This window comes from Arthrobacter sp. TMN-49, from assembly GCF_054511095.1.
Genome location: NZ_JBTNDH010000001.1, coordinates 183,066 through 201,463, shown reverse-complemented (window position 1 = coordinate 201,463; position 18,398 = coordinate 183,066). Strand labels below are relative to the sequence as shown.

Genomic DNA, 18,398 nt, shown 5'->3' with positions numbered 1-18,398 from the left:
GCGTATGGTTTGGGCATGACAAACCGTTGGTATGCGTATTTTTCGTTGGCTCTGGAGGGGCCCGCGTCTAACTGACACGCATCCAATCACCTTCAGAGCCAACAGGACAGAGAATTCATTCTCTGTCCTTCGCCATTTCTTGGCGGGCTCCGAAGAGGGGCCCGCTGCCATCTTGCAGCAAAGGAAACCCCGCAATGAGCCCCGCAGCAGCCACCGAATCGCCTCTCCAGCCCACAGCCAATCTGCGCGTCAGCCGCTTCACGGCGCTGCCGTCACCGAGCGAGCTTGCAGCGGTGCTTCCGCTGAATGCCCACGCCAGCAACGTCGTCGAACGCGGCCGTGATCAGGTCCGGGCCATCATGGACGGCGTGGATGACAGGCTCCTGGTTATCGTGGGCCCGTGTTCCATCCACGACCCCAAGGCTGGGCTGGAGTACGCTCGCCGCCTAGCTGTCACAGCCAAGGAGCATGAAGAGGATCTGCTCATCGTGATGCGCGCCTACTTCGAGAAGCCGCGCACCACCGTGGGCTGGAAGGGCCTGATCAACGATCCGATGCTCGACGGCAGCCACGACGTCGCCACGGGCCTGGAGATGGCGCGCAACTTCCTGCTACAGGTGGCCCAGCTGGGACTGCCCACGGGCACCGAATTCCTCGAACCGATCAGCCCGCAGTACACGGCCGACCTGATCTCCTGGGGTGCCATCGGTGCGCGGACCACCGAAAGTCAGATTCACCGCCAGCTCAGCTCCGGACTGTCCATGCCCATCGGGTTCAAAAACGGGACCGACGGCGGCCTGCAAGTCGCCCTTGACGCTTGTAACGCGGCCGGTGCGCCGCAGTCATTCCTGGGCATTGACGGCAACGGCCGAGCCTCCCTGGTCAGCACCGAAGGAAATCAAGACACGCACGTGATCTTGCGCGGCGGTCGGACGGGACCCAACTACCGTGCAGAGGACGTGGCCGACGCTGCCGCGCAGGCCAGCAACGCGGGCATCAACCCGCGGCTCATCGTTGACGCCAGCCACGCCAACTCGGGCAAGAGCCACCACCGCCAAGCCGAGGTGGCTCTCGAAATTGGTGCCCAACTCGAAGCCGGTGACCCCTCCGCCCACAACATTGCCGGGATCATGCTGGAAAGTTTCCTGGTGGGCGGGGCCCAGAACCTCACGGTTGAGCAGGTGGCAGCCGGAACAGCCGAGCTGAACTACGGTCAGAGTGTCACCGACGCCTGCATGGACTGGGACGTCAGTGCCGAGGTGCTGGCCACCCTGGCGCGCAGCTCACGGATGCGCCGCAACAGCAGCGCCGCCTAGGCCCACGCAATGGCAAAAAATTGTGGTGCACACCATTCACAGTGCCCCCTTCTGCCCCTAGAGTTAGGGCTAGAGGCAGAAGGTGCCGTGTGCTGGACGCCGGAAAAGTTTTTGGGCGGCGAATACCGAGGTCAGCCATGACACAGGAGCAGAATTTCACCAATGTGCACTTCTTGACTGTTCAAGAAGTTGCCGAGATCATGCGCGTGTCCAAAATGACCGTGTACCGTATGGTGCACGCCGGAGAGCTCCCGGCAGTCCGCTTTGGCAGGTCATATAGAGTCCCGCAGAACGCCGTTGAGACGCTCCTCAAGGGTGCGGTGGTGGATGGCACAGGTGCTAGCGGAACTTCCGGTTCGGCGCAGACCGGTTAGGCACGGTAGTCTAGGAAAGATCCATTTTCGGCTTTGACCGATTCCTGCGATCGGTCGACCTAATCGTTTGGGCCTCACTAGAGGCCTTCTATGCAGTTTGTGAGGAACTTTCATGGGTTCAGTAGTTAAGAAGCGCCGCAAGCGGATGTCCAAGAAGAAGCACCGTAAGCAGCTTCGCAAGACGCGTCACCAGCGTCGTAATAAGAAGTAAATCTTCTTTTTTGCGAAAGCACCCGTTCACCTTCACGGTGGGCGGGTGCTTTTTTATGCCCGACGGCGGCGCCGCGCGTGGAGCTGGATGGGCCCACGCTCGCCTGGTTCCTGAGAAATCGCGTCAGCGCCTGCGCCCGGTTGGGCCCACAGCTCCGAGGGGCCCCGATCTCAGACGCGCCAGCGGCTGGAATCGGGGAGGAGCTGGGGATCAGCGGCGGCGCACGATGGAGATGCCCTTCCACAGGCCGTAGACCGCGCCTACTCCGGTGGCTGCCTTCAGGCCCAGCGTTGCTGCCCGGCGCCCCGAGCGGTAGTCATAGACGGGCCAGTTGTTGTCGCGGGCGTGCTTGCGCAGCTTCGCGTCAGGATTGATGGCCACAGGGTTTCCCACAGCTGTGAGCAGGGGAATGTCGTTGTAGGAGTCGCTGTACGCCCAGCACCGGGAAAGGTCCAGGCCTTCCGTCTCCGCCAATTCGCGAACTGCCCGGCCCTTGGCGGGCCCGTGCAGGATCTCACCCACCAGACGACCCGTGTACACGCCGTCGTCAACTTCCGCCACCGTGCCCAGGGCGCCTGTCAGGTTCAGGCGTGCGGCTATAACGCCGGCAACTTCCACCGGAGTGGCTGTCACCAGCCAGACTTGCCGGCCAGATTTTAGGTGTTCTTGGGTGAGTGCCTTGGTGCCGGGCCAGATCTTGGAGACGATCATCTCGTCAAAGACTTCTTCACCCAGCTGGCGCACAAATTCGGTGCTAATGCCGGCAGCCAGTTTTTGCGCAGAATCCTGAACTGAATGAACGTCGTTCATGTTCTCGCCGCGCAAGATGAATTTGGCTTGCTTCCAGCCGAATCCGGCGGCGTCTCCGAGGGTGAAGGCGCGCTTTTGATACATTTTCCGGGCCACATGGAACAAGCTGGCACCCTTCATCAACGTGTTGTCCACGTCAAAGAAGGCTGCCTCGCCCTGGTGTTGCGCAGTAGTCGAGGTGGCCTCGGCACTGTTGGTAGTCACGTCGGGCATGGAATGAGTCTAGTCAATCCAGCCCGGCTGTGCCGCTCACGCCACCTGAAGTAAGGCTTAACTGTGGTGAAACTTTCATTTAGCGAGCAGGCCGGTCCGCCAGCCGGTCGGAATCTGGTCCGTCAGCTGTGCGAACGTGCCACGACTGAGTACCGTTGAGGCATGGAACCTGCTGCCAACAGCGCAAAAACTCAAGCCACCCCCGCACACCCTGCCCCGCGGCTGGAACTGGTGACCAAGGCCGGCTGTCATCTTTGTGACGACGCACGCGAGGTTCTCAGGCAGGTAGCCGGTGGCCTGGGATTGAGCTGGTCGGAGATCACCATCGACGGCAATGCCGAACTCACTGCCCTGTACGGTGAGGAGATTCCTGTTGTCCTGGTCGACGGAATCCAGCGAGATTTTTGGCAGATTGACCCCGTCCGCCTCCGCGCCACCCTTGAGAGGGCCATGGCGAGGGCCTAGCCTTGGGCCAGCAAGCAGCCAACCACTGCACCTGAACTGTTTGGTATATCAAGGGCCGGGCTTTTGGCTATGACTAAGGACAGGTCCTAAAGTGGTTTAAAGCCGACGGCGGATCTTGCGGACACCTGCTCCTGACTCAGGGGCGGCTTAGTTTGAGAATGTGGAGTGTTGTCGTGATCCCAGTGCAGACCCCGGGTGACCAGCCGGCTGAACAGGCCCGGCAGCTGCCCCCTGCCACCGTGTCACGGCTCACCTTGTACTTGCGCACACTCAATGCCTTGCTCACTGACGGGGTGGAGAACGTATCTTCCGAGGCCCTTGCCGAATCCGCCGGCGTAGGCTCGGCGAACGTTCGCAAGGACCTCTCCTACTTGGGCTCCTACGGCACGCGCGGTGTTGGCTACGAGGTGGCGAATTTGAGCCGACAGATCGCCCAGGCGCTTGGCCTGACTCACGACTGGCGGGTGGCCATAGTTGGTGCCGGTAACTTGGGCAGGGCCCTTGCCCGGTATGCCGGGTTCGAATCGCGCGGATTTGATGTCGTGGCGTTGCTCGATGCTGATCAAATGCTGGTGGGAAACGAGATCGGTTGGCTGCGGGTCAGCGACGTGGCACATCTTGAAGCAGTGTTGGCGGGCACCCGCGCCAATATGGTGGTCCTGGCGCTACCTGCCGCGGTGGCACAATCCGTCTGTGACAGGGTGGTGGCCGCTGGCGTCCACAGCATTCTCAGCTTTGCCCCCGTGGCCCTGAGCGTCCCGGATCACGTAAATCTCCGCAAGGTGGATATGGCCACCGAACTGCAAATCTTGGCCTACCACGCGCAACGTTTGCAGGATCCGTCCCTGGAGCAACACCGCCCCGGGGCGTGACGCCGGTTCCCTCGTCACAGCGCCGGCGGTGCTCTTCGAACGTACAGTTGTGGCTGATGTTTGTGTGGCACACCCACCACAACTGTACGTTCGACGGGGGCGGGTACTGGTTTCAGCGCCCGGTGTTGCCGCGGCGGGCCTTGTGCGCCAGAAAGAACTCCTTGGCAGGTGACCTGTGCAGGATCACCACTGCTACTGCGCCCAAAGCAATCTGGATGAAGGTGAGGGGGTTCAGTTGCCCCAACAAGAGTAGAGAAAGGCAGGCCAGGACAAGGGCTGTGGTCCGGGCCCAGTTGGCGCCGCGACGGATTCGCCGTGCCAGCCAAAAATAGGTGGCAGTCATGGCGGCGCTGATGACCATGGCCATGAAGAACACCGTGTTGATGATCGCCGGGTCCGAATAGACCTCTGCCAGGGCCGGGTAGCCAGCCATGGATTCTTGCACAGCCTCCAAGGCGACGGCCTTGACCTGCGGCACCAAGAGCGCCAGCAACAACGCCACCACGGATAGTGCCTGCATAACCCCTGCGGCCATGATCAGCCGGGTCGCGAGGATCACGCGGGCAGGCGGCGCCAACGGTGCATCGGAGCCAACAGGCCCGCCGCTAATTGCACTGTTGGACGCAGCGCGGCCCTGAAATCCCGGGTACCTGGATGCGGGTGGCAGCGCCGGGGCTGAGCCGTGGCCTGCTTGGGCGTCCTTGACGTCCTGCGGCGGTTCCCACCCGGCGGGGGCGTATTGGCCATAACGGGGGACACCGGGGGATATTTCCCCATAGTTTCCCGGGCGGGGCGTGGTGTTCTCTTGAGGTTCTTCACCGGGCGTGGTCATGGCAGCTGCTCTTTCGGAGTCGACCGCGGCCCGGAGTAGACGAATGGGCCTTGAAGTAGCCCTAGCATGCAGAAAGGCCGCGGTGGGGTTTGCTCTAAACCCTACGCGACCTCACTGCGCCCCACTAGTTCTTGCCGCTACTGCGTGACTCCCCTGGCCTGGGAGTTAAGCCAGGCCGTTGATTCGGGCAGCCACATCAAGACCGTGGCCACAATGCCGAGCAGGCCACCGCCTGCGCCGAAGAACAGCAGGACGATGCTGAGGACGGCGATGGCCGACAATGCCATCCGCGCCCATTGCATGCCCTCCTTGAGCTTCATGGCACAGACAACTATGGCAAGGATCAACGCCAGTGAAATGATGGCAACAATGATCCCCTTGACGCCCTGCGCGCGAAGTTCCGCGCCGCTGCCCGGGATGGTGATGCCGAGGATGGAATTGTCCCTGGCGCCCAAAGCGATGACCGAACCGATCAGCAAAAGGAACGTTGCCAAGAGCCATAAGGCGGCTGATACCAGCCAGATGATGTAGGAAATCTTCAGCAGCTGCGGCAACCCGTCCATCTTGAACATCCCGCCAAAGCCGCCTACCGGCATGACCTCATTCATTGAACGAGGCCTATCCTTGGGCATCTCAAACTTAAAATCACCGGCGGGTGCCGGTCCGGCCTGCTGATACCCGGGAGGAGATTGCTGATAGCCCGGCGGCGGCATCGACCCAGCCGGAGGAGGCGCCTGCGGACCCGGTGTTTGGTACCCCGGAGGAGGCGTGGTGGGATCAGGCTGGGAACCGGCAGAAGACGGTTGCGAGCCTGATTGCTCGGGACCTTCAAACTCATTCGGTGTACTCATAGCAGTACCCTAGTCCTGGCCCGGGCACTTGTATAGATGTACTAGCACATGCACGAATGCCGGCCCGCCATCGTGGCGGACCGGCATTCGGGCAGTGCAGGGTGAAGACTATGCAGCTCTGACGAAGGCCACGTCGAGGGTGATGGTGACCTTGTCCGAAACCAGCACGCCGCCGGCTTCCAGGGCTGCGTTCCAGGTCAACCCGAATTCCTTGCGGCTGATGACAGTCTTGGCTTCAAAGCCTGCGCGGGTGGAGCCGAACGGGTCAACGGCTACGCCATTGAACTCGCCCTTGAAGGTGACGGGCTTGGAGATGCCGCGGATGGTCAGCTCGCCGGTCAACTCAAAGTCTTCCCCGTCGCCGGAGACTGCGGAGGAGGCGAAGGTCAAGGTGGGGAAGGTTTCGACGTCGAAGAAGTCGGCGCCCTTGACATGTCCGTCGCGGTTGGCGTCTCCTGAGTTGAAGCTGGCGGCCACGATGGTGGCCGTTACGGCGGAATCGGCGAGGGTCTCGCCGAGGGTCAAGGCGCCCTCAATCTCGGTGAACTGGCCGCGCACCTTGGAGATGCCTGCATGGCGGACTGTGAAGCCCACTGTGCTGTGCGAGGCGTCGAGGTTCCAGGTGCCCTGTGCGAGGCCTGTTGATTCAATGGTGGTTACTGACATGGGAGTCTCCTTGGAAGTATGAGCAAATCCGTGATTAGGGCAGCCATTGTGGTTGCCCTTCCCCAGGTATAAGCATGCGTTTGTATCTAATATTCCCGAGGCGGGGAAAAACTTTTCGCCCAGCGGATTAACCCCTTGTTCGCTAACTTTGAGAAACTTGAAAACATGTCCCGAGTAACAGTTCATCTTTTGCGCCACGGTGAGGTATTTAATCCCGATGGTGTGCTCTACGGCCGGCTCCCCGAGTTCCACCTTTCCGAGCGTGGCCAGGCCATGGCTGGCATGGTTGCAGAGCATTTCGCGGCTCAGGCGACCCGCGGCGCAGCCCCCGTCTATCTGGTGGCCTCGCCGCTGACCCGGGCGCAGGAAACAGCGCAGCCCACGGCTGCTGCACTGGGGCTGGAGATTGTCACCGATCCACGCATCATCGAGGCTGAGAATCACTTTGAGGGCCTCGTCATGAGCCGCGCCGAGTTGCGCAAGCCCAAGCATTGGCCCTATCTGGTGAACCCGTTGAGACCCTCCTGGGGGGAAGCGTACGCGGCCCAAGCCGAACGCATGCTCGAAGCAGCCCGGGACGCCCGCCGTCGTGCCTTCGAATTGGGCGGCGACGGCGCGCAGGCCATCATGGTCAGCCACCAGCTGCCCATCTGGGCCACCCGGCGCAGCGCAGAAGGCAAACCGCTATGGCATGACCCGCGCCACCGCGAGTGCACGCTGGCCTCCCTGACCTCGTTGACGTTCGACGGCGACGACGTGGTCGATGTTGTCTACAGCGAGCCGGCGGCGGTCCTGTTGCCCGGCGCCGCAACCACCCCCGGTGCCTAGCCCGAACAGGGTCACGGCACACAGCTGACAATCAGCTTTTCGACGTAGCGTAGAACATCATGCCAGTTCTGCGGATGCGCGATGGCTTCCCATTACACGAAAGGCACCATCGTGACTTCTTCGATGAGCCGGCGAGCATTGCTGACCACCGGCGGCGCGGCACTTGCGTTTGCCCTTGCCGCCTGCGCCGGTGAGGACCCCCTCGCCAAGCAGGCCAACGCCGGCGACAACAAGAATTACATTGCCGGCGACGGCTCGGTGACTGAATACGGTGCCGCAGAGCGCAAGGACCCCGTGGAGTTCACCGCAACCTTGTTCGACGGCGGGAAGGTCGACGCCGCCGATTTTGTTGGCCAAGTCACGGTCCTGAATTTCTGGTACGCAGCCTGCGCCCCGTGCCGTCTGGAAGCCCCGGACCTGCAGGCGCTCAACACCGAATTCGAAGCCAAGGGCGTGGCGTTCCTGGGCGTCAATGTGCGCGATGAAAAGGCCACGGCCGAAGCCTTCGAACGCAATTTTGGCCTGACCTACCCCAGCATTGTGGACAAGGACGGCGGTGTATTGCTGGCACTGACGAAGTTTGTGCCGCCGGCTGCCGTCCCCACGACACTGGTGCTGGACAAAAAAGGCCGCATCTCCGCGCGCATCCTTGGCGTTGCCGAAAAGGGCACTTTGAAGGCCCTGATCACCACAGCCGTGACCGAAAAATAGCGGCCGTCAACACTCCATGAACAATCCATTTGCCGAGACAATTCTCAGCGGCTCCCTGCTGCTGGCCATACCTGTTGCGCTGTTGGCCGGGCTAGTCTCCTTCCTTTCACCATGCGTGCTGCCGCTGGTACCGGGGTATCTGGGCTATGTGAGCGGGCTCAGCGGCGCCGACCTGCAGGACCAGCGCCGCGGGCGGATGTTCGCTGGGATCGGGCTATTTGTGCTCGGCTTCTCGGTCGTGTTCATGCTCATCGGTGCCGTCTTTGGCCAGCTGGGTGCCTGGCTGATGGGGCCCGACGCCGCCTGGGTCACCCAGGTGCTGGGCCTAGTGGTGATTTTCATGGGTGTGGTGTTCCTCGGTGGCATGAGCTGGTTCCAGAGCGAATCGAAGATTCATGCGAAACCTCCAGCCGGACTGTGGGGTGCCCCGATTTTGGGGCTAACGTTTGGATTGGGCTGGGCGCCCTGCATTGGCCCAACCTTCAGCGCCGTGCAGGTGCTGGCGTTCTCGGACGGGCCCAACGCGGCCAAGGGCGCATTCCTGACGTTCCTGTACTGTCTGGGACTGGGGCTGCCGTTCCTGCTGATAGCCCTCGGGGCGCGCAAGGGGCTGGGAGCGCTGGCGTTCTTCCGCAAGCACCGCCGCGGACTGCAATACTTTGGCGGCGGCATGCTGATCGTGCTTGGCTTGTTGATGGTCACCGGGTTGTGGGGAACGTGGATCAATCAACTGCAGTTCTGGCTCGCCAATGATGTGAGATTGCCAATCTAATGAAAGAGACAGTGTTGAAAGAGCCCAAGCGCAAGGAGCCGCATCCGGCCGGCGGCGACGTAGTCCTGCCGCAACTCGGGTTCATCGGCATGATGCGCTGGGCCTGGCGGCAGCTGACCAGCATGCGCACGGCCTTGTTCCTGCTGTTGATGCTGGCCGTGGCGGCTGTGCCGGGTTCATTGTTCCCGCAGCGTGCAACAAACGCCGCCGAAGTGACCCAGTATCTCAAGGACAACCCCACCTCGGGACCCGTCATGGACTGGTTCAAACTCTTCGACGTGTACTCCTCGCCGTGGTTTGCGGCCATTTACTTGTTGCTGTTCACCTCCTTAATTGGCTGTGTTCTGCCGCGCGCCAAGATTCACTACAAGGCCATGCGCTCGGCGCCCCCGCGGACCCCCAAGAGGCTCTCGCGACTGGCCGAATACGGCACAGTGGAACTTCCGGCCGGCAGCGGCATTGACGCTCAGGCGTCCGTCAAGGACGCGGCAGCGGTGTTGAAGTCCCGTGGCTACCGGGTGGATGTGCGCGACCTGGATACCGACAGGCCCTCGGTGGGTGCCGAGATTGGTTTCCTCAAGGAAGTGGGGAACCTGATCTTCCACACGGCCATGATTGGCGTGCTGGCCGCCATCGGCTTCAGCGGATTCTTCGGTTACAGCGGGCAGCGTGTCTTGGTGGAGGGTGAAACATTCGTCAACACGCTGGCCGCGTATGACACGTTCACCCCCGGAGCCAATTTTGCCGAGGACAGGCTGAGCCCCTACTCCGCCGAGTTGGACCGCCTGGTGGTTAAATATGACAGGTCAACGGAGGCCCACTATGGCCAGCCGCTGGACTTCACGGCCACGCTGAACGTCAAGGACGGACCCGGCGCGGAGTCCGAAAAGAAGACTCTTAAAGTTAACGATCCGGTTGCTGTTGGCGGAACAAACCTCTATCTGGTGGGCAACGGCTACGCCCCAATTGTCACCGTCAAGGACGGCAAGGGAAATGTGGCCTTCCAGGGCCCCGTCATCACCATCCCCACCGACGGCGCCTACACCTCCTTGATGGTGATCAAGGCCCCCGATGCCAAACCCAAGCAGCTAGGATTTGTGGGCTTCTTCCTGCCCACGGCCCTCATCGATGACAAGGGTGTGGCCTACGGATCGGACCCGGATCCCTTCAACCCCCAGCTGAATCTCAACGCCTACACAGGCGATCTAGGTTTGGACAGCGGGACGCCGCGCAATGTCTACACGCTCGACACCTCCAAGCTGGCCGAGATCAACTCACGCAACACGCACTCGGGCGGAATTGTGCTGGTGCCGGGGCAGTCTTACACCTTGCCGGAGGGCAACGGAACCATCAGTTTTGACGGCATCAAGCGATTCGCAGCCCTGGACATCAGGCACGATCCAGGCCAGGGCTACGTTTTGGTGTTCTCAGTCTTGGCATTGGCCGGGCTCATGGGCTCCTTGTTCCTCAACCGCCGCCGTGTGTGGGTCCGCACGGGCAACCATCCTGACGGACGCACCATGGTGGAGTTTGGCCTACTGGCCCGCGGCGAGGACCATCGCCTGGCTGGCGAATACGCGGCCATCAACAAGGCCTTGCACGCCAAATGGCTGGTGCCCATGGAAGCTGCGGGGCAAAATGGTGAGCAGGCACAAACAACAATCGACTCCGCGCAGGACGTCCCCGCGGCAGGTAAGGATCAGTAATGCCAGAGATCAATGAAAGCTTCGCCCAACTCAGTGAGCAGCTCATGCTGGTTGCGGGGTTGGCCTACGCCGTGGCTTTTTGCGCCTACGCCTGGGATTTGGTGACCTTTAGCCAGGCAGTCAAGAAAGGTTTGGCCGGTGAGAATGCCGTCCAGAGTCAAACGCTGAACAGCAAGGAATCCGCCCTGGTTGGCGCCCGCGGCGCCGCAGAACAAGGTCTGGGCTCCGGCCCGCAAGATCGGGCGGTTCGTCCCAGCAGCAAAACCCATGCCGGCTCAGACGGCATCACGGCCGGCGATTCTATGCTTTATGGCCAGGAGCGCCGCGTTGTTGCCCGCGTAGCCGTGGCACTGACTGTTGTGGCCGTCGTCGTACAGGGCTTTGCCGTGGTGTTTCGCGGGTTGGCTGCGGGCCGTGTTCCGTGGGGCAATATGTACGAGTTCTGCACCACCGGCAGCTTTGCCGTGGCTGTGGTGTTCTTGCTGGTGCTGACCCGCCGCGACCTGCGCTTCCTTGGCACGTTCGTCATTGGCCTGGTGCTGGTCATGGTGGTTGCCGCATCAGTCGCCTTCTGGACTCCCGTGGGACACCTGGTGCCTGCGCTGCAGAGCTACTGGCTGATCATTCACGTTTCCATTGCCGTGCTGTCCTCGGCATTCTTCACCATCACCTTTGCCATGTCCGTGCTGCAACTCGTCCAAGCCCGCCGTGAGGCTTCCATTGCTGCCGGTAAAAGGGACAAGGCACACGTGATGCGTCTTGTACCCAACGCGTTGAGCCTTGAAAACCTCTCGTACCGGATCAACGGCATTGCGTTTGTGGGCTGGACGTTGACGCTGATGTTCGGCGCCATTTGGGCTGAGAAAGCCTGGGGCCGCTTCTGGGGTTGGGACACCAAGGAAGTGTGGACGTTCGTTATTTGGGTGGTTTACGCCGGCTACCTGCACGCCCGTGCCACGAAGGGCTGGACCGGTACACGCGCGGCCTGGCTGTCCATTGTTGGCTACCTTTGCGTTGTCTTCAACTTCACCATCGTGAACATGTACTTCTCCGGCCTGCACTCCTACGCAGGTGTGGGCAGCTAATCAGTGCGTTGTTGTGAAAGGCTTGGCTCATGCATTCGGTGATCCCCACTCCTGCCCAACTCGCCTGGCAGCACGACGCCATGGGTGTGTTCTTCCACTACGGTGTGAACACTTTTCACGGCAAGGAGTGGAGCGACGGGACGCTGCCCGCGGCGTCCTTCAACCCCACCGCGCTGGACGCCGAACAGTGGGTCCACACCGCCGCCTCCCTGGGTGCCAAGTACGTTGTTCTGACCGCCAAGCACCACGACGGTTTCTGTCTCTGGCCCACAGCCACCACTGACTACTCCGTGGCGGCCTCGCCGTGGCGCGGTGGCACCGGGGACGTTGTTGCCGAGGTGGCTGCCGCGTGCAGGAAGTCCGGCATGAAGCTGGGCATCTACCTTTCCCCGTGGGACAGGAATGCCGCCTGCTACCCGGACCGGGAGGCCTACGACGACTTCTATCTGGCCCAACTGCGGGAGCTGTGCACCAACTATGGTGAGTTGTGTGAGCTGTGGTTTGACGGCGCCGGCTCGCAGGGCCGCGACTATGATTGGGACCGCATCAGCGCCCTGATCGCCGAGCTGCAGCCTGCGGCCATGGTCTTTAACATGGGAGCCCCCACCATTCGTTGGGTGGGCAATGAGGACGGTCTGGCCGCCGATCCCGTGCACTACGTGGTGGCTGAAACGAACTTCTCCAACTACACGGTCCATTCGGCCGCTCTCACCGAAGCCCTCTACCTGCCGCCGGAATGTGATGTTTCGCTGCGCCGGGGCTGGTTCTGGCACCCGGAAGATCAGCCCAAGGAAGTGGATCACCTGCTGGCCATCTACTACCGTTCAGTGGGGCTCGGCGCCAACCTGCTCCTGAACCTGCCCCCGGACACGCGCGGCTTGATTCCGCCGGAGGACGTTGCCCGGCTTGGCGAGTTTTCCCGTGAAGTTCGACGCCGGTTCCAGACACCTCTTGCGGCCTCGCTGAGCGCTGTCGGTGACGGTAGCTGGCTCGCCGACTTCGGCACGGAGATAGTTTTTGACCATGTACGCCTGAGCGAAGAACTGTCAGCTGGCCAGCGTGTGGCGGCTCACACTGTCTATGCCGCCGACGGCCAACTGCTGGTGGACGCTGGCACCATCGGCGCCCGGCGGATCCACGTCGTCGAGCCGGTGAAGACAGCGAAGCTGATCATTCGCCTCGACGGTGCGGAACCGGTGTTGAAGGCCGTCACCGCCTTCAGTACGGGTGTGAGCAATGTTCCAGAGATCGACTACCTGGCCACCACCGAATCCCCGGACTGAGCGGCCCGCAACGACGCGGGCCCGGCAGCCGCCAGCACCGCCACGCCACCGGCACACATGTAGCTTGACGCGGCAGCGAATGGTTGTGCGGGTGCGGTGGTAAAATCATGCTTGGAGCAATCCCCCTAACTTTTAGCGACACCGGAGCAGCTTTTTGGCCGAATGCGTCGCACGAGAAGGCAGCGCACCATCGCCGCCAGCCACCTACTACAGAATAAAGTTTGGAACCCATGAGAAGAACAGTTCGCCAGCTCCCTCCCGCCCTCGCCGACGGTGCCATGCGCATCGTCGCCCTCGGCGGATTGGGCGAGATTGGCCGCAACATGACAGTCTTCGAATTTGCAGGAAAGCTGCTGATCGTTGACTGCGGTGTGCTTTTCCCCGAGGAGCACCACCCCGGCGTCGACGTCATCATCCCTGACTTCTCCTACTTGAAGGACAGGTGGGCGGACGTTGTTGGTCTGGTGCTGACCCACGGCCACGAGGATCACATTGGCGGTGTGCCGTACCTGCTCAAGCACCGCCTCGACATCCCCGTCATTTCCGCCAAGCTGACCCTGGCCTTCCTGAAGACCAAGCTTGACGAGCACCGGATCAAGGGCAAGATGATCCAGGTCAAGGAAGGCGACCGCCGCAAGTTCGGCCCGTTCGACGTCGAATTCCTGGCAGTGAACCACTCCATCCCGGACGGTTTGGCTGTTGCCATTCGCACACCTGCCGGCCTGGTGCTGGAAACCGGTGACTTCAAGATGGACCAGTTCCCGCTGGACAAGCGCATCACCGACCTTGCCGGCTTCGCGAGGCTTGGTGAGGAAGGCGTTGACTTGTTCATGCCCGACTCCACCAACGCCGAAGTTCCCGGCTTCCTGGCCGCCGAGGCCGATCTGATTCCGGCCATCGACCAGGTCATGCGCACGGCACCGCGCCGCGTCGTGGTTTCCAGCTTCGCCAGCCACGTGCACCGCATCCAGCAGATCATCGACTCTGCGCACAAATACAACCGCAAGATCGCGTTCGTTGGCCGCTCCATGGTCCGCAACATGGGCACGGCGCGCGAGCTCGGCTACTTGAAGATCCCGCGCGGTATGCTCGTCGATGCCAAGGAACTTGAGCGGATGGCCCCCAACAAGGCCGTGCTCATTTGCACCGGCTCGCAGGGGGAGCCCATGGCCGCTCTGGCACGGATGGCCAGCGGTGACCACCAGATCAACCTGACCGAGGGTGACACTGTTCTGCTGGCCAGCTCGCTGGTGCCCGGCAACGAGTCCTCGATCTACCGCCTCATCAACGACCTCACCAAGCAGGGCGCCAACGTTGTCCACAAGGGCAACGCAAAGGTGCACGTCTCCGGTCACGCCAGTGCCGGTGAACTTGTCTACTGCTACAACCTGGTCCGCCCGCGCAACGTGATGCCCGTGCATGGTGAATACCGCCACCTGAAGGCGAACGCCGAACTTGCTGTCCGCACCGGCGTGGACCCCAAGCGTGCACTGATCGTTGAGGACGGAACCACTATCGACCTCAAGGACGGCGTGGCCCGCGTTACCGGCAGTGTGCCCGCAGCCTACGTGTATGTCGAGAACATGGTTCCCGGCGCGGCTACGGAAGAGTCCTTGCAGGACCGGCTCCGGTTGGCAGAGGACGGCGCCGTCACCGTCCTGCTGATTGTCAACCCGGACACCGGCAACATTGAAGAGGATCCGGAATACTTCCCTGTGGGCTTCAACCTCACGGAGAAGGACCTGGAGAAGGCCACCGGAATCGTGGAGAAGACCATCTCCGGGCTCCGGGGCGAGAAGACCGGCCACGGCGCTGAAAAGGCCATCGCCGAGGCCCTGCTGCGCTGGTCCGACCGGGCCCTGCGCCGCAAGCCGGTATACACGGTCATCATCGTCGAAGCATAAAACACGTCTGAACGAGGCCCGGAGGCCGCCCCAATCCCGTCAAGGATTGGGGCGGCCTCCGGGCCTTTTGCTTTCCCACATCTCGGTGACGGGGTGCCACGCCGCTGCGGGCAGGAATGCTACTTGCCGGCCATGGCGTCGATCCAGCTGGTGTTCCACTGGCCACCCCAATCGTCCTGTTTTTCAACGTACATGATGTCGGGGATCTCAGCGCCGTTCAGGCGCGCTGATTCGAATGCTCGCAGCTGTGCCATGCCGCTGGGTCCTGCACCAATAATTCCGACTCGCAATGTCATGTTGCTCTCCTGATCCCTTGGATTCTTCGTGTCGATAGTAAAAACGATGCTTTGAATCCGTGCCCGCCAGATGGGGCCAAACGGGCGTTTCTGTGGCGGAACATCATGGCGCAGGGTGCGCGGCGGCAGATGTGACTGCGGCAGTATTCTGGCGGATGGCCACCAGCGGTTCCTCAGGAGCTCATACGCATCAACGCCAACAAGGGTATCGAGGGGTAGCCCGGAACCGGGAAGTGGTGCGCAGAGGCACCAAGATTCGTTATGTAGTTGTTGCAAATCCAGAAAACAACAACCTGTTGCCTATTCCAACATTTTAGTGATGGTAAGCCAAAATCACATAACAGATAAGGAAACCTAACCCATTTAGGGTGCGGAAAATGACGCGGGGGCCGCCGAATGACGTTGGGGCGCCAGGGCAGTGGTTACTGTTCGGTGACTTTTCCGGCGCTGACGTCCCAGCGGGTGTCCAATCGGACGTTGTCCAGGAGCCTGCGGTCGTGGGTCACGAGCAGCAAGGTGCCCTCGTAACTCTCCAGCGCCTCCTCTAATTGTTCAATGGCCGGCAGGTCAAGATGGTTGGTGGGTTCATCCAGGACCAGCACATTGATGCCGCGTGCCTGCAAAAGTGCCAAGGAGGCGCGGGTGCGTTCGCCGGGGGAGAGAGCTGCCACTGTGCTTGTCACCTGATCGGCCTTGAGTCCGAACTTGGCCAGCAATGTGCGGACCTCGGCCTGGTTCAGGACCGGAACAAGCAACTCAAAGGCTGCGCCCAGGGGAGTGTCTTCGGGGAACTGGCTCCGGGCCTGGTCAATCTCGCCCAGCGCCACATTGGCGCCCAGGGAAGCCGTGCCGCTGTCCGGCGTTGTGTGGCCCAGCAAGAGCCTGAGCAGGGTGGACTTGCCGGCACCGTTGGGGCCCGTGATGCCAATCCTTTCGCCCGCGTTGACCTGTGCCGAGACGGGCCCCAGGGTGAAGTCTCCCTGCTGCACCACGGCCTCATTCAGGGTTGAAACAACTGTGCTGGAACGGCTTGCGGCGCCGATGCTGAACTGCAGCGCCCACTCCTTGCGAGGCTCCTCCACCTCATCGAGCCGGGCGATCCGGGACTCCATCTGGCGGACCTTCTGAGCCTGCTTTTCAGAAGATTCGGCACTTGCCCGCCGGCGAATCTTGTCATTGTCGGGGTTTTTCTTCATGGCGTTGCGCACGCCCTGCGAACTCCATTCGCGCTGGGTGCGGGCGCGACCCACCAGGTCAGCCTTCTTGTCGGCAAACTCGTCGTACGCCTCACGGGCGTGCCGCTTGGCGACGGCGCGCTCCTCCAGGAAGGAGTCGTAACCGCCGTCGTACACGGCAACTTTGTTCTGGGCCTGATCAAGTTCAACCACGGAGGTGATGCAGCGGGCCAGGAATTCCCTGTCATGGGAGACCAAGACAACGCCACCGCGCAAACCGGTGACGAACTCCTCGAGCCGGGCAAGCCCGGCCAGATCCAGATCGTTGGTGGGCTCATCCAGCAATACGATGTCGAAGCGGCTCAGCAGCAATGCAGCAAGGGCAACGCGGGCAGCCTGGCCGCCGGAAAGGCCCGTCATCAGGGCCTCGGGGCCAACGTCCAGGCCAAGCTCGGCAAGGGTGGCCGGGATGCGATCGTCCAGATCGGCGGCCCCGCACGCCAGCCAGTGGTCCAAGGCGTTGGAGTACTTGTCGTCGTCCTCGGAGTTGCCCGAGCCCAGCGCCTCAGCCGAGGACTCCATGGCTTCGGTGGCGTCGGTGCAGCCCGTGCGGCGGCCAATATAGGCGGCAATGCTTTCGCCCGCGAGGCGTTCGTGCTCCTGCGGCAACCAGCCAACAAACGCGTCCTGCGGCGCGGTGCTGACAGTGCCGCCCTGGGGTGCGTCGGCGCCGGCGAGCAGGCGCAGAAGCGTGGATTTCCCGGCGCCGTTGGCACCCACCACGCCAATGACATCGCCCGGGGCCACCGTGAAGGAAAGATTGCTGAATAAGGTGCGGTGGGCATGGCCTCCGGAGAGGTCCTTCACCACAAGTGTTGCGCTCATGCTTCAATCTTAAGTTGCTTCCGGAGCCAGCCCTGACGGTGGTGGCCAGCATCTCCCCCCGCCGGGATCTGTGTGGCAGCTGTTGGATCAAGAATTCCCGTGTTTTGGTGGGCGAGTTACAGGGATCGTTGCAACACTCCATACCTTTTGGAGTTGCGATACCGATGGAGTCTTCATCAATTAATGAAGCTTTTTTAGAGAAAATGTCATCGCCGGAAGACGGTGCCGGGCCGGCCGCAGAGCAGTCTTCGACGTTGGTTTCTTGGAGGGTGCCGCGGCGCAGGGCTCTTTCTGTGAGGTCCCTGAATCCGCGGTCGACTAGGTTCAGCCAAGACGACGACGTGGGTTGTTGGGGCGTTGTAGGACGTTGCCGAGAGCGACACGCCGTGCCGTGGTATCTCGAATATACTGCCATCAAAATGGTGGAACGGGTCTAACAAACCGGCTCCATCAAACCCGGGTCAAGCCGCTCTATCACTTTAGAACTTGCGACTTACCAAGGTCGGTTTTTACCGGGGATCAAACAGGCGAGGGATGCCACCCCGGTGAGGGAGAATACAGCTCCGACCAGCCCGGCGGGCCCATCACTTATCGGCGCGTTGAGGAGAAGGATGCCAAGGCCGAGACTGGCGATTCCACCGCCGAGACGCCACGCATACGTCGCCCTCATGATCGATTCGTATCTCGAAACCCCATACCTGTGCCACTTGCTTCGGCCTTTTCCTGGCGGGTTCGGATCGGTCTGGGTGGGTCCCTCAACGACGCAGCCGAATTCGTTCACCCACCGGCCGGTCCCTGCTTCCGGGCAGTGGGCGTGCACGCTCTTGGCGACGGGGTCGAAGTCCGCCGGGGATCCTCGAAACAGCATCTTCGAAAGGCTCACGTCGAATTCCACGCGGCCGTTCGCCCAATAGGCGTCGTAGCGGACCAGGCGTTCCGGGCGGTGCCGCCACCTTGAGAGGCGGATGAAAGCCGTCGCACGAACGGCGGCGGCTTGATCTACAGTTTCGAACATTGATGGATTCTTTCACATTCGGTGGATCCGCTACCGCGCGGAAGCTTTGCTGAATGCCGTGGCTGCCCACCTATCCATGACTACCCTTGTATCCATGGGTGGTCATGCTGTGACGAAGAAAATTTGAA

19 protein-coding genes are annotated in these 18,398 nt (G+C 61.7%); 12 read left to right on the top strand and 7 right to left on the bottom strand.

The genetic code is table 11. The features are described 5' to 3' along the window. The first annotated feature begins 194 nt into the window (after positions 1 to 194). The 3 genes from ACX80E_RS00900 (at position 195) to ACX80E_RS00890 (ending at position 1,901) form a co-directional block, all read left to right on the top strand. Positions 195 to 1,316 carry a 3-deoxy-7-phosphoheptulonate synthase gene (locus ACX80E_RS00900; RefSeq protein ID WP_459299613.1) on the top strand — a complete coding sequence of 374 codons (1,122 nt, stop codon included), beginning with the start codon at positions 195 to 197 and terminating at the stop codon, positions 1,314 to 1,316. 137 nt (positions 1,317 to 1,453) lie between these two features. Next, entirely contained in the window at positions 1,454 to 1,690 is a 237-nt protein-coding gene (locus ACX80E_RS00895) for a helix-turn-helix domain-containing protein (protein WP_459299611.1), read from the top strand. A gap of 112 nt (positions 1,691 to 1,802) precedes the next feature. After that, positions 1,803 to 1,901 carry a 30S ribosomal protein bS22 gene (locus ACX80E_RS00890; protein ID WP_074712200.1) on the top strand — a complete coding sequence of 33 codons (99 nt, stop codon included), beginning with the start codon at positions 1,803 to 1,805 and terminating at the stop codon, positions 1,899 to 1,901. Positions 1,902 to 2,111: 210 nt separating this feature from the next. Here the strand turns inward: ACX80E_RS00890 and ACX80E_RS00885 are convergent, their stop codons facing one another. Further along, positions 2,112 to 2,924, bottom strand: coding sequence for an HAD family hydrolase (locus tag ACX80E_RS00885; protein WP_459299608.1), 813 nt, complete (start codon positions 2,922 to 2,924; stop codon positions 2,112 to 2,114). A 162-nt stretch (positions 2,925 to 3,086) separates the two neighbouring features. Here ACX80E_RS00885 and ACX80E_RS00880 point away from each other — a divergent pair, with 162 nt between their 5' ends. Further along, positions 3,087 to 3,389: a glutaredoxin family protein gene (locus tag ACX80E_RS00880; protein WP_459299606.1), complete on the top strand. Its 303-nt coding sequence runs from the start codon at positions 3,087 to 3,089 to the stop codon at positions 3,387 to 3,389. A gap of 173 nt (positions 3,390 to 3,562) precedes the next feature. Then, positions 3,563 to 4,261: a redox-sensing transcriptional repressor Rex gene (locus ACX80E_RS00875; RefSeq protein ID WP_459299604.1), complete on the top strand. Its 699-nt coding sequence runs from the start codon at positions 3,563 to 3,565 to the stop codon at positions 4,259 to 4,261. Between the two features lie 112 nt (positions 4,262 to 4,373). Here ACX80E_RS00875 and ACX80E_RS00870 read toward each other — a convergent pair whose 3' ends face one another. The 3 genes from ACX80E_RS00870 to ACX80E_RS00860 form a co-directional block, all read right to left on the bottom strand. Continuing rightward, positions 4,374 to 5,093, bottom strand: a complete 720-nt coding sequence (locus ACX80E_RS00870; protein WP_459299602.1) for a hypothetical protein — start codon at positions 5,091 to 5,093, stop codon at positions 4,374 to 4,376. 137 nt (positions 5,094 to 5,230) lie between these two features. Next, entirely contained in the window at positions 5,231 to 5,701 is a 471-nt protein-coding gene (locus tag ACX80E_RS00865) for a hypothetical protein (protein WP_459299600.1), read from the bottom strand. Between the two features lie 351 nt (positions 5,702 to 6,052). Continuing rightward, on the bottom strand, positions 6,053 to 6,610 hold the full coding sequence (locus ACX80E_RS00860) for a YceI family protein (protein ID WP_459299598.1): 558 nt from the start codon (positions 6,608 to 6,610) through the stop codon (positions 6,053 to 6,055). A 165-nt stretch (positions 6,611 to 6,775) separates the two neighbouring features. Between ACX80E_RS00860 and ACX80E_RS00855 the strand changes: the two genes are divergently transcribed. The 7 genes from ACX80E_RS00855 (at position 6,776) to ACX80E_RS00825 (ending at position 14,899) form a co-directional block, all read left to right on the top strand. Continuing rightward, the gene (locus ACX80E_RS00855; RefSeq protein WP_459299596.1) at positions 6,776 to 7,438 is read left to right on the top strand and encodes a histidine phosphatase family protein; all 663 of its coding nucleotides are present in this window, start codon (positions 6,776 to 6,778) and stop codon (positions 7,436 to 7,438) included. Positions 7,439 to 7,561: 123 nt separating this feature from the next. Continuing rightward, positions 7,562 to 8,149 (top strand): TlpA family protein disulfide reductase, encoded by a 588-nt coding sequence (locus ACX80E_RS00850; protein WP_459299718.1) that lies wholly within the window; start codon positions 7,562 to 7,564, stop codon positions 8,147 to 8,149. Between the two features lie 16 nt (positions 8,150 to 8,165). After that, positions 8,166 to 8,921 carry a cytochrome c biogenesis CcdA family protein gene (locus ACX80E_RS00845; RefSeq protein ID WP_459299594.1) on the top strand — a complete coding sequence of 252 codons (756 nt, stop codon included), beginning with the start codon at positions 8,166 to 8,168 and terminating at the stop codon, positions 8,919 to 8,921. Then, entirely contained in the window at positions 8,921 to 10,627 is a 1,707-nt protein-coding gene (gene resB / locus ACX80E_RS00840; RefSeq protein ID WP_459299592.1) for a cytochrome c biogenesis protein ResB, read from the top strand. Before ACX80E_RS00845 ends, resB begins: the two co-directional genes overlap by 1 nt. Then, the gene (gene ccsB, locus ACX80E_RS00835) at positions 10,627 to 11,712 is read left to right on the top strand and encodes a c-type cytochrome biogenesis protein CcsB (RefSeq protein ID WP_459299590.1); all 1,086 of its coding nucleotides are present in this window, start codon (positions 10,627 to 10,629) and stop codon (positions 11,710 to 11,712) included. The genes resB and ccsB overlap by 1 nt, the downstream gene beginning before the upstream one ends. Positions 11,713 to 11,741: 29 nt before the next feature. Beyond that, positions 11,742 to 12,995 carry an alpha-L-fucosidase gene (locus tag ACX80E_RS00830; RefSeq protein WP_459299588.1) on the top strand — a complete coding sequence of 418 codons (1,254 nt, stop codon included), beginning with the start codon at positions 11,742 to 11,744 and terminating at the stop codon, positions 12,993 to 12,995. A gap of 230 nt (positions 12,996 to 13,225) precedes the next feature. Continuing rightward, positions 13,226 to 14,899: a ribonuclease J gene (locus ACX80E_RS00825; RefSeq protein ID WP_459299586.1), complete on the top strand. Its 1,674-nt coding sequence runs from the start codon at positions 13,226 to 13,228 to the stop codon at positions 14,897 to 14,899. Between the two features lie 119 nt (positions 14,900 to 15,018). On the opposite strand, the gene ACX80E_RS00820 is transcribed toward ACX80E_RS00825, so the two are convergent. The 3 genes from ACX80E_RS00820 to ACX80E_RS00810 all read right to left on the bottom strand — a co-directional run bounded on the left by ACX80E_RS00820 (position 15,019) and on the right by ACX80E_RS00810 (position 18,270). Further along, positions 15,019 to 15,195, bottom strand: coding sequence for a hypothetical protein (locus ACX80E_RS00820; RefSeq protein ID WP_459299584.1), 177 nt, complete (start codon positions 15,193 to 15,195; stop codon positions 15,019 to 15,021). 422 nt (positions 15,196 to 15,617) lie between these two features. Beyond that, positions 15,618 to 17,255: an ABC-F family ATP-binding cassette domain-containing protein gene (locus tag ACX80E_RS00815; RefSeq protein ID WP_459299582.1), complete on the bottom strand. Its 1,638-nt coding sequence runs from the start codon at positions 17,253 to 17,255 to the stop codon at positions 15,618 to 15,620. A 493-nt stretch (positions 17,256 to 17,748) separates the two neighbouring features. Beyond that, positions 17,749 to 18,270, bottom strand: a complete 522-nt coding sequence (locus ACX80E_RS00810) for a hypothetical protein (RefSeq protein ID WP_459299580.1) — start codon at positions 18,268 to 18,270, stop codon at positions 17,749 to 17,751. Positions 18,271 to 18,398 lie beyond the last annotated feature (128 nt).

Coding starts and splice junctions, on each gene's coding strand:
- ACX80E_RS00845 (WP_459299594.1), top strand. CDS start 8,166: ATGAACAATCCATTTGCCGAGACAATTCTCAGCGGCTCCCTGCTGCTG.
- ACX80E_RS00825 (WP_459299586.1), top strand. CDS start 13,226: ATGAGAAGAACAGTTCGCCAGCTCCCTCCCGCCCTCGCCGACGGTGCC.
- ccsB (WP_459299590.1), top strand. CDS start 10,627: ATGCCAGAGATCAATGAAAGCTTCGCCCAACTCAGTGAGCAGCTCATG.
- ACX80E_RS00880 (WP_459299606.1), top strand. CDS start 3,087: ATGGAACCTGCTGCCAACAGCGCAAAAACTCAAGCCACCCCCGCACAC.
- ACX80E_RS00870 (WP_459299602.1), bottom strand. CDS start 5,093: ATGACCACGCCCGGTGAAGAACCTCAAGAGAACACCACGCCCCGCCCG.
- resB (WP_459299592.1), top strand. CDS start 8,921: ATGAAAGAGACAGTGTTGAAAGAGCCCAAGCGCAAGGAGCCGCATCCG.
- ACX80E_RS00850 (WP_459299718.1), top strand. CDS start 7,562: ATGAGCCGGCGAGCATTGCTGACCACCGGCGGCGCGGCACTTGCGTTT.
- ACX80E_RS00810 (WP_459299580.1), bottom strand. CDS start 18,270: ATGTTCGAAACTGTAGATCAAGCCGCCGCCGTTCGTGCGACGGCTTTC.
- ACX80E_RS00830 (WP_459299588.1), top strand. CDS start 11,742: ATGCATTCGGTGATCCCCACTCCTGCCCAACTCGCCTGGCAGCACGAC.
- ACX80E_RS00860 (WP_459299598.1), bottom strand. CDS start 6,610: ATGTCAGTAACCACCATTGAATCAACAGGCCTCGCACAGGGCACCTGG.
- ACX80E_RS00885 (WP_459299608.1), bottom strand. CDS start 2,924: ATGCCCGACGTGACTACCAACAGTGCCGAGGCCACCTCGACTACTGCG.
- ACX80E_RS00855 (WP_459299596.1), top strand. CDS start 6,776: ATGTCCCGAGTAACAGTTCATCTTTTGCGCCACGGTGAGGTATTTAAT.
- ACX80E_RS00895 (WP_459299611.1), top strand. CDS start 1,454: ATGACACAGGAGCAGAATTTCACCAATGTGCACTTCTTGACTGTTCAA.
- ACX80E_RS00890 (WP_074712200.1), top strand. CDS start 1,803: ATGGGTTCAGTAGTTAAGAAGCGCCGCAAGCGGATGTCCAAGAAGAAG.
- ACX80E_RS00900 (WP_459299613.1), top strand. CDS start 195: ATGAGCCCCGCAGCAGCCACCGAATCGCCTCTCCAGCCCACAGCCAAT.
- ACX80E_RS00865 (WP_459299600.1), bottom strand. CDS start 5,701: ATGAATGAGGTCATGCCGGTAGGCGGCTTTGGCGGGATGTTCAAGATG.
- ACX80E_RS00820 (WP_459299584.1), bottom strand. CDS start 15,195: ATGACATTGCGAGTCGGAATTATTGGTGCAGGACCCAGCGGCATGGCA.
- ACX80E_RS00815 (WP_459299582.1), bottom strand. CDS start 17,255: ATGAGCGCAACACTTGTGGTGAAGGACCTCTCCGGAGGCCATGCCCAC.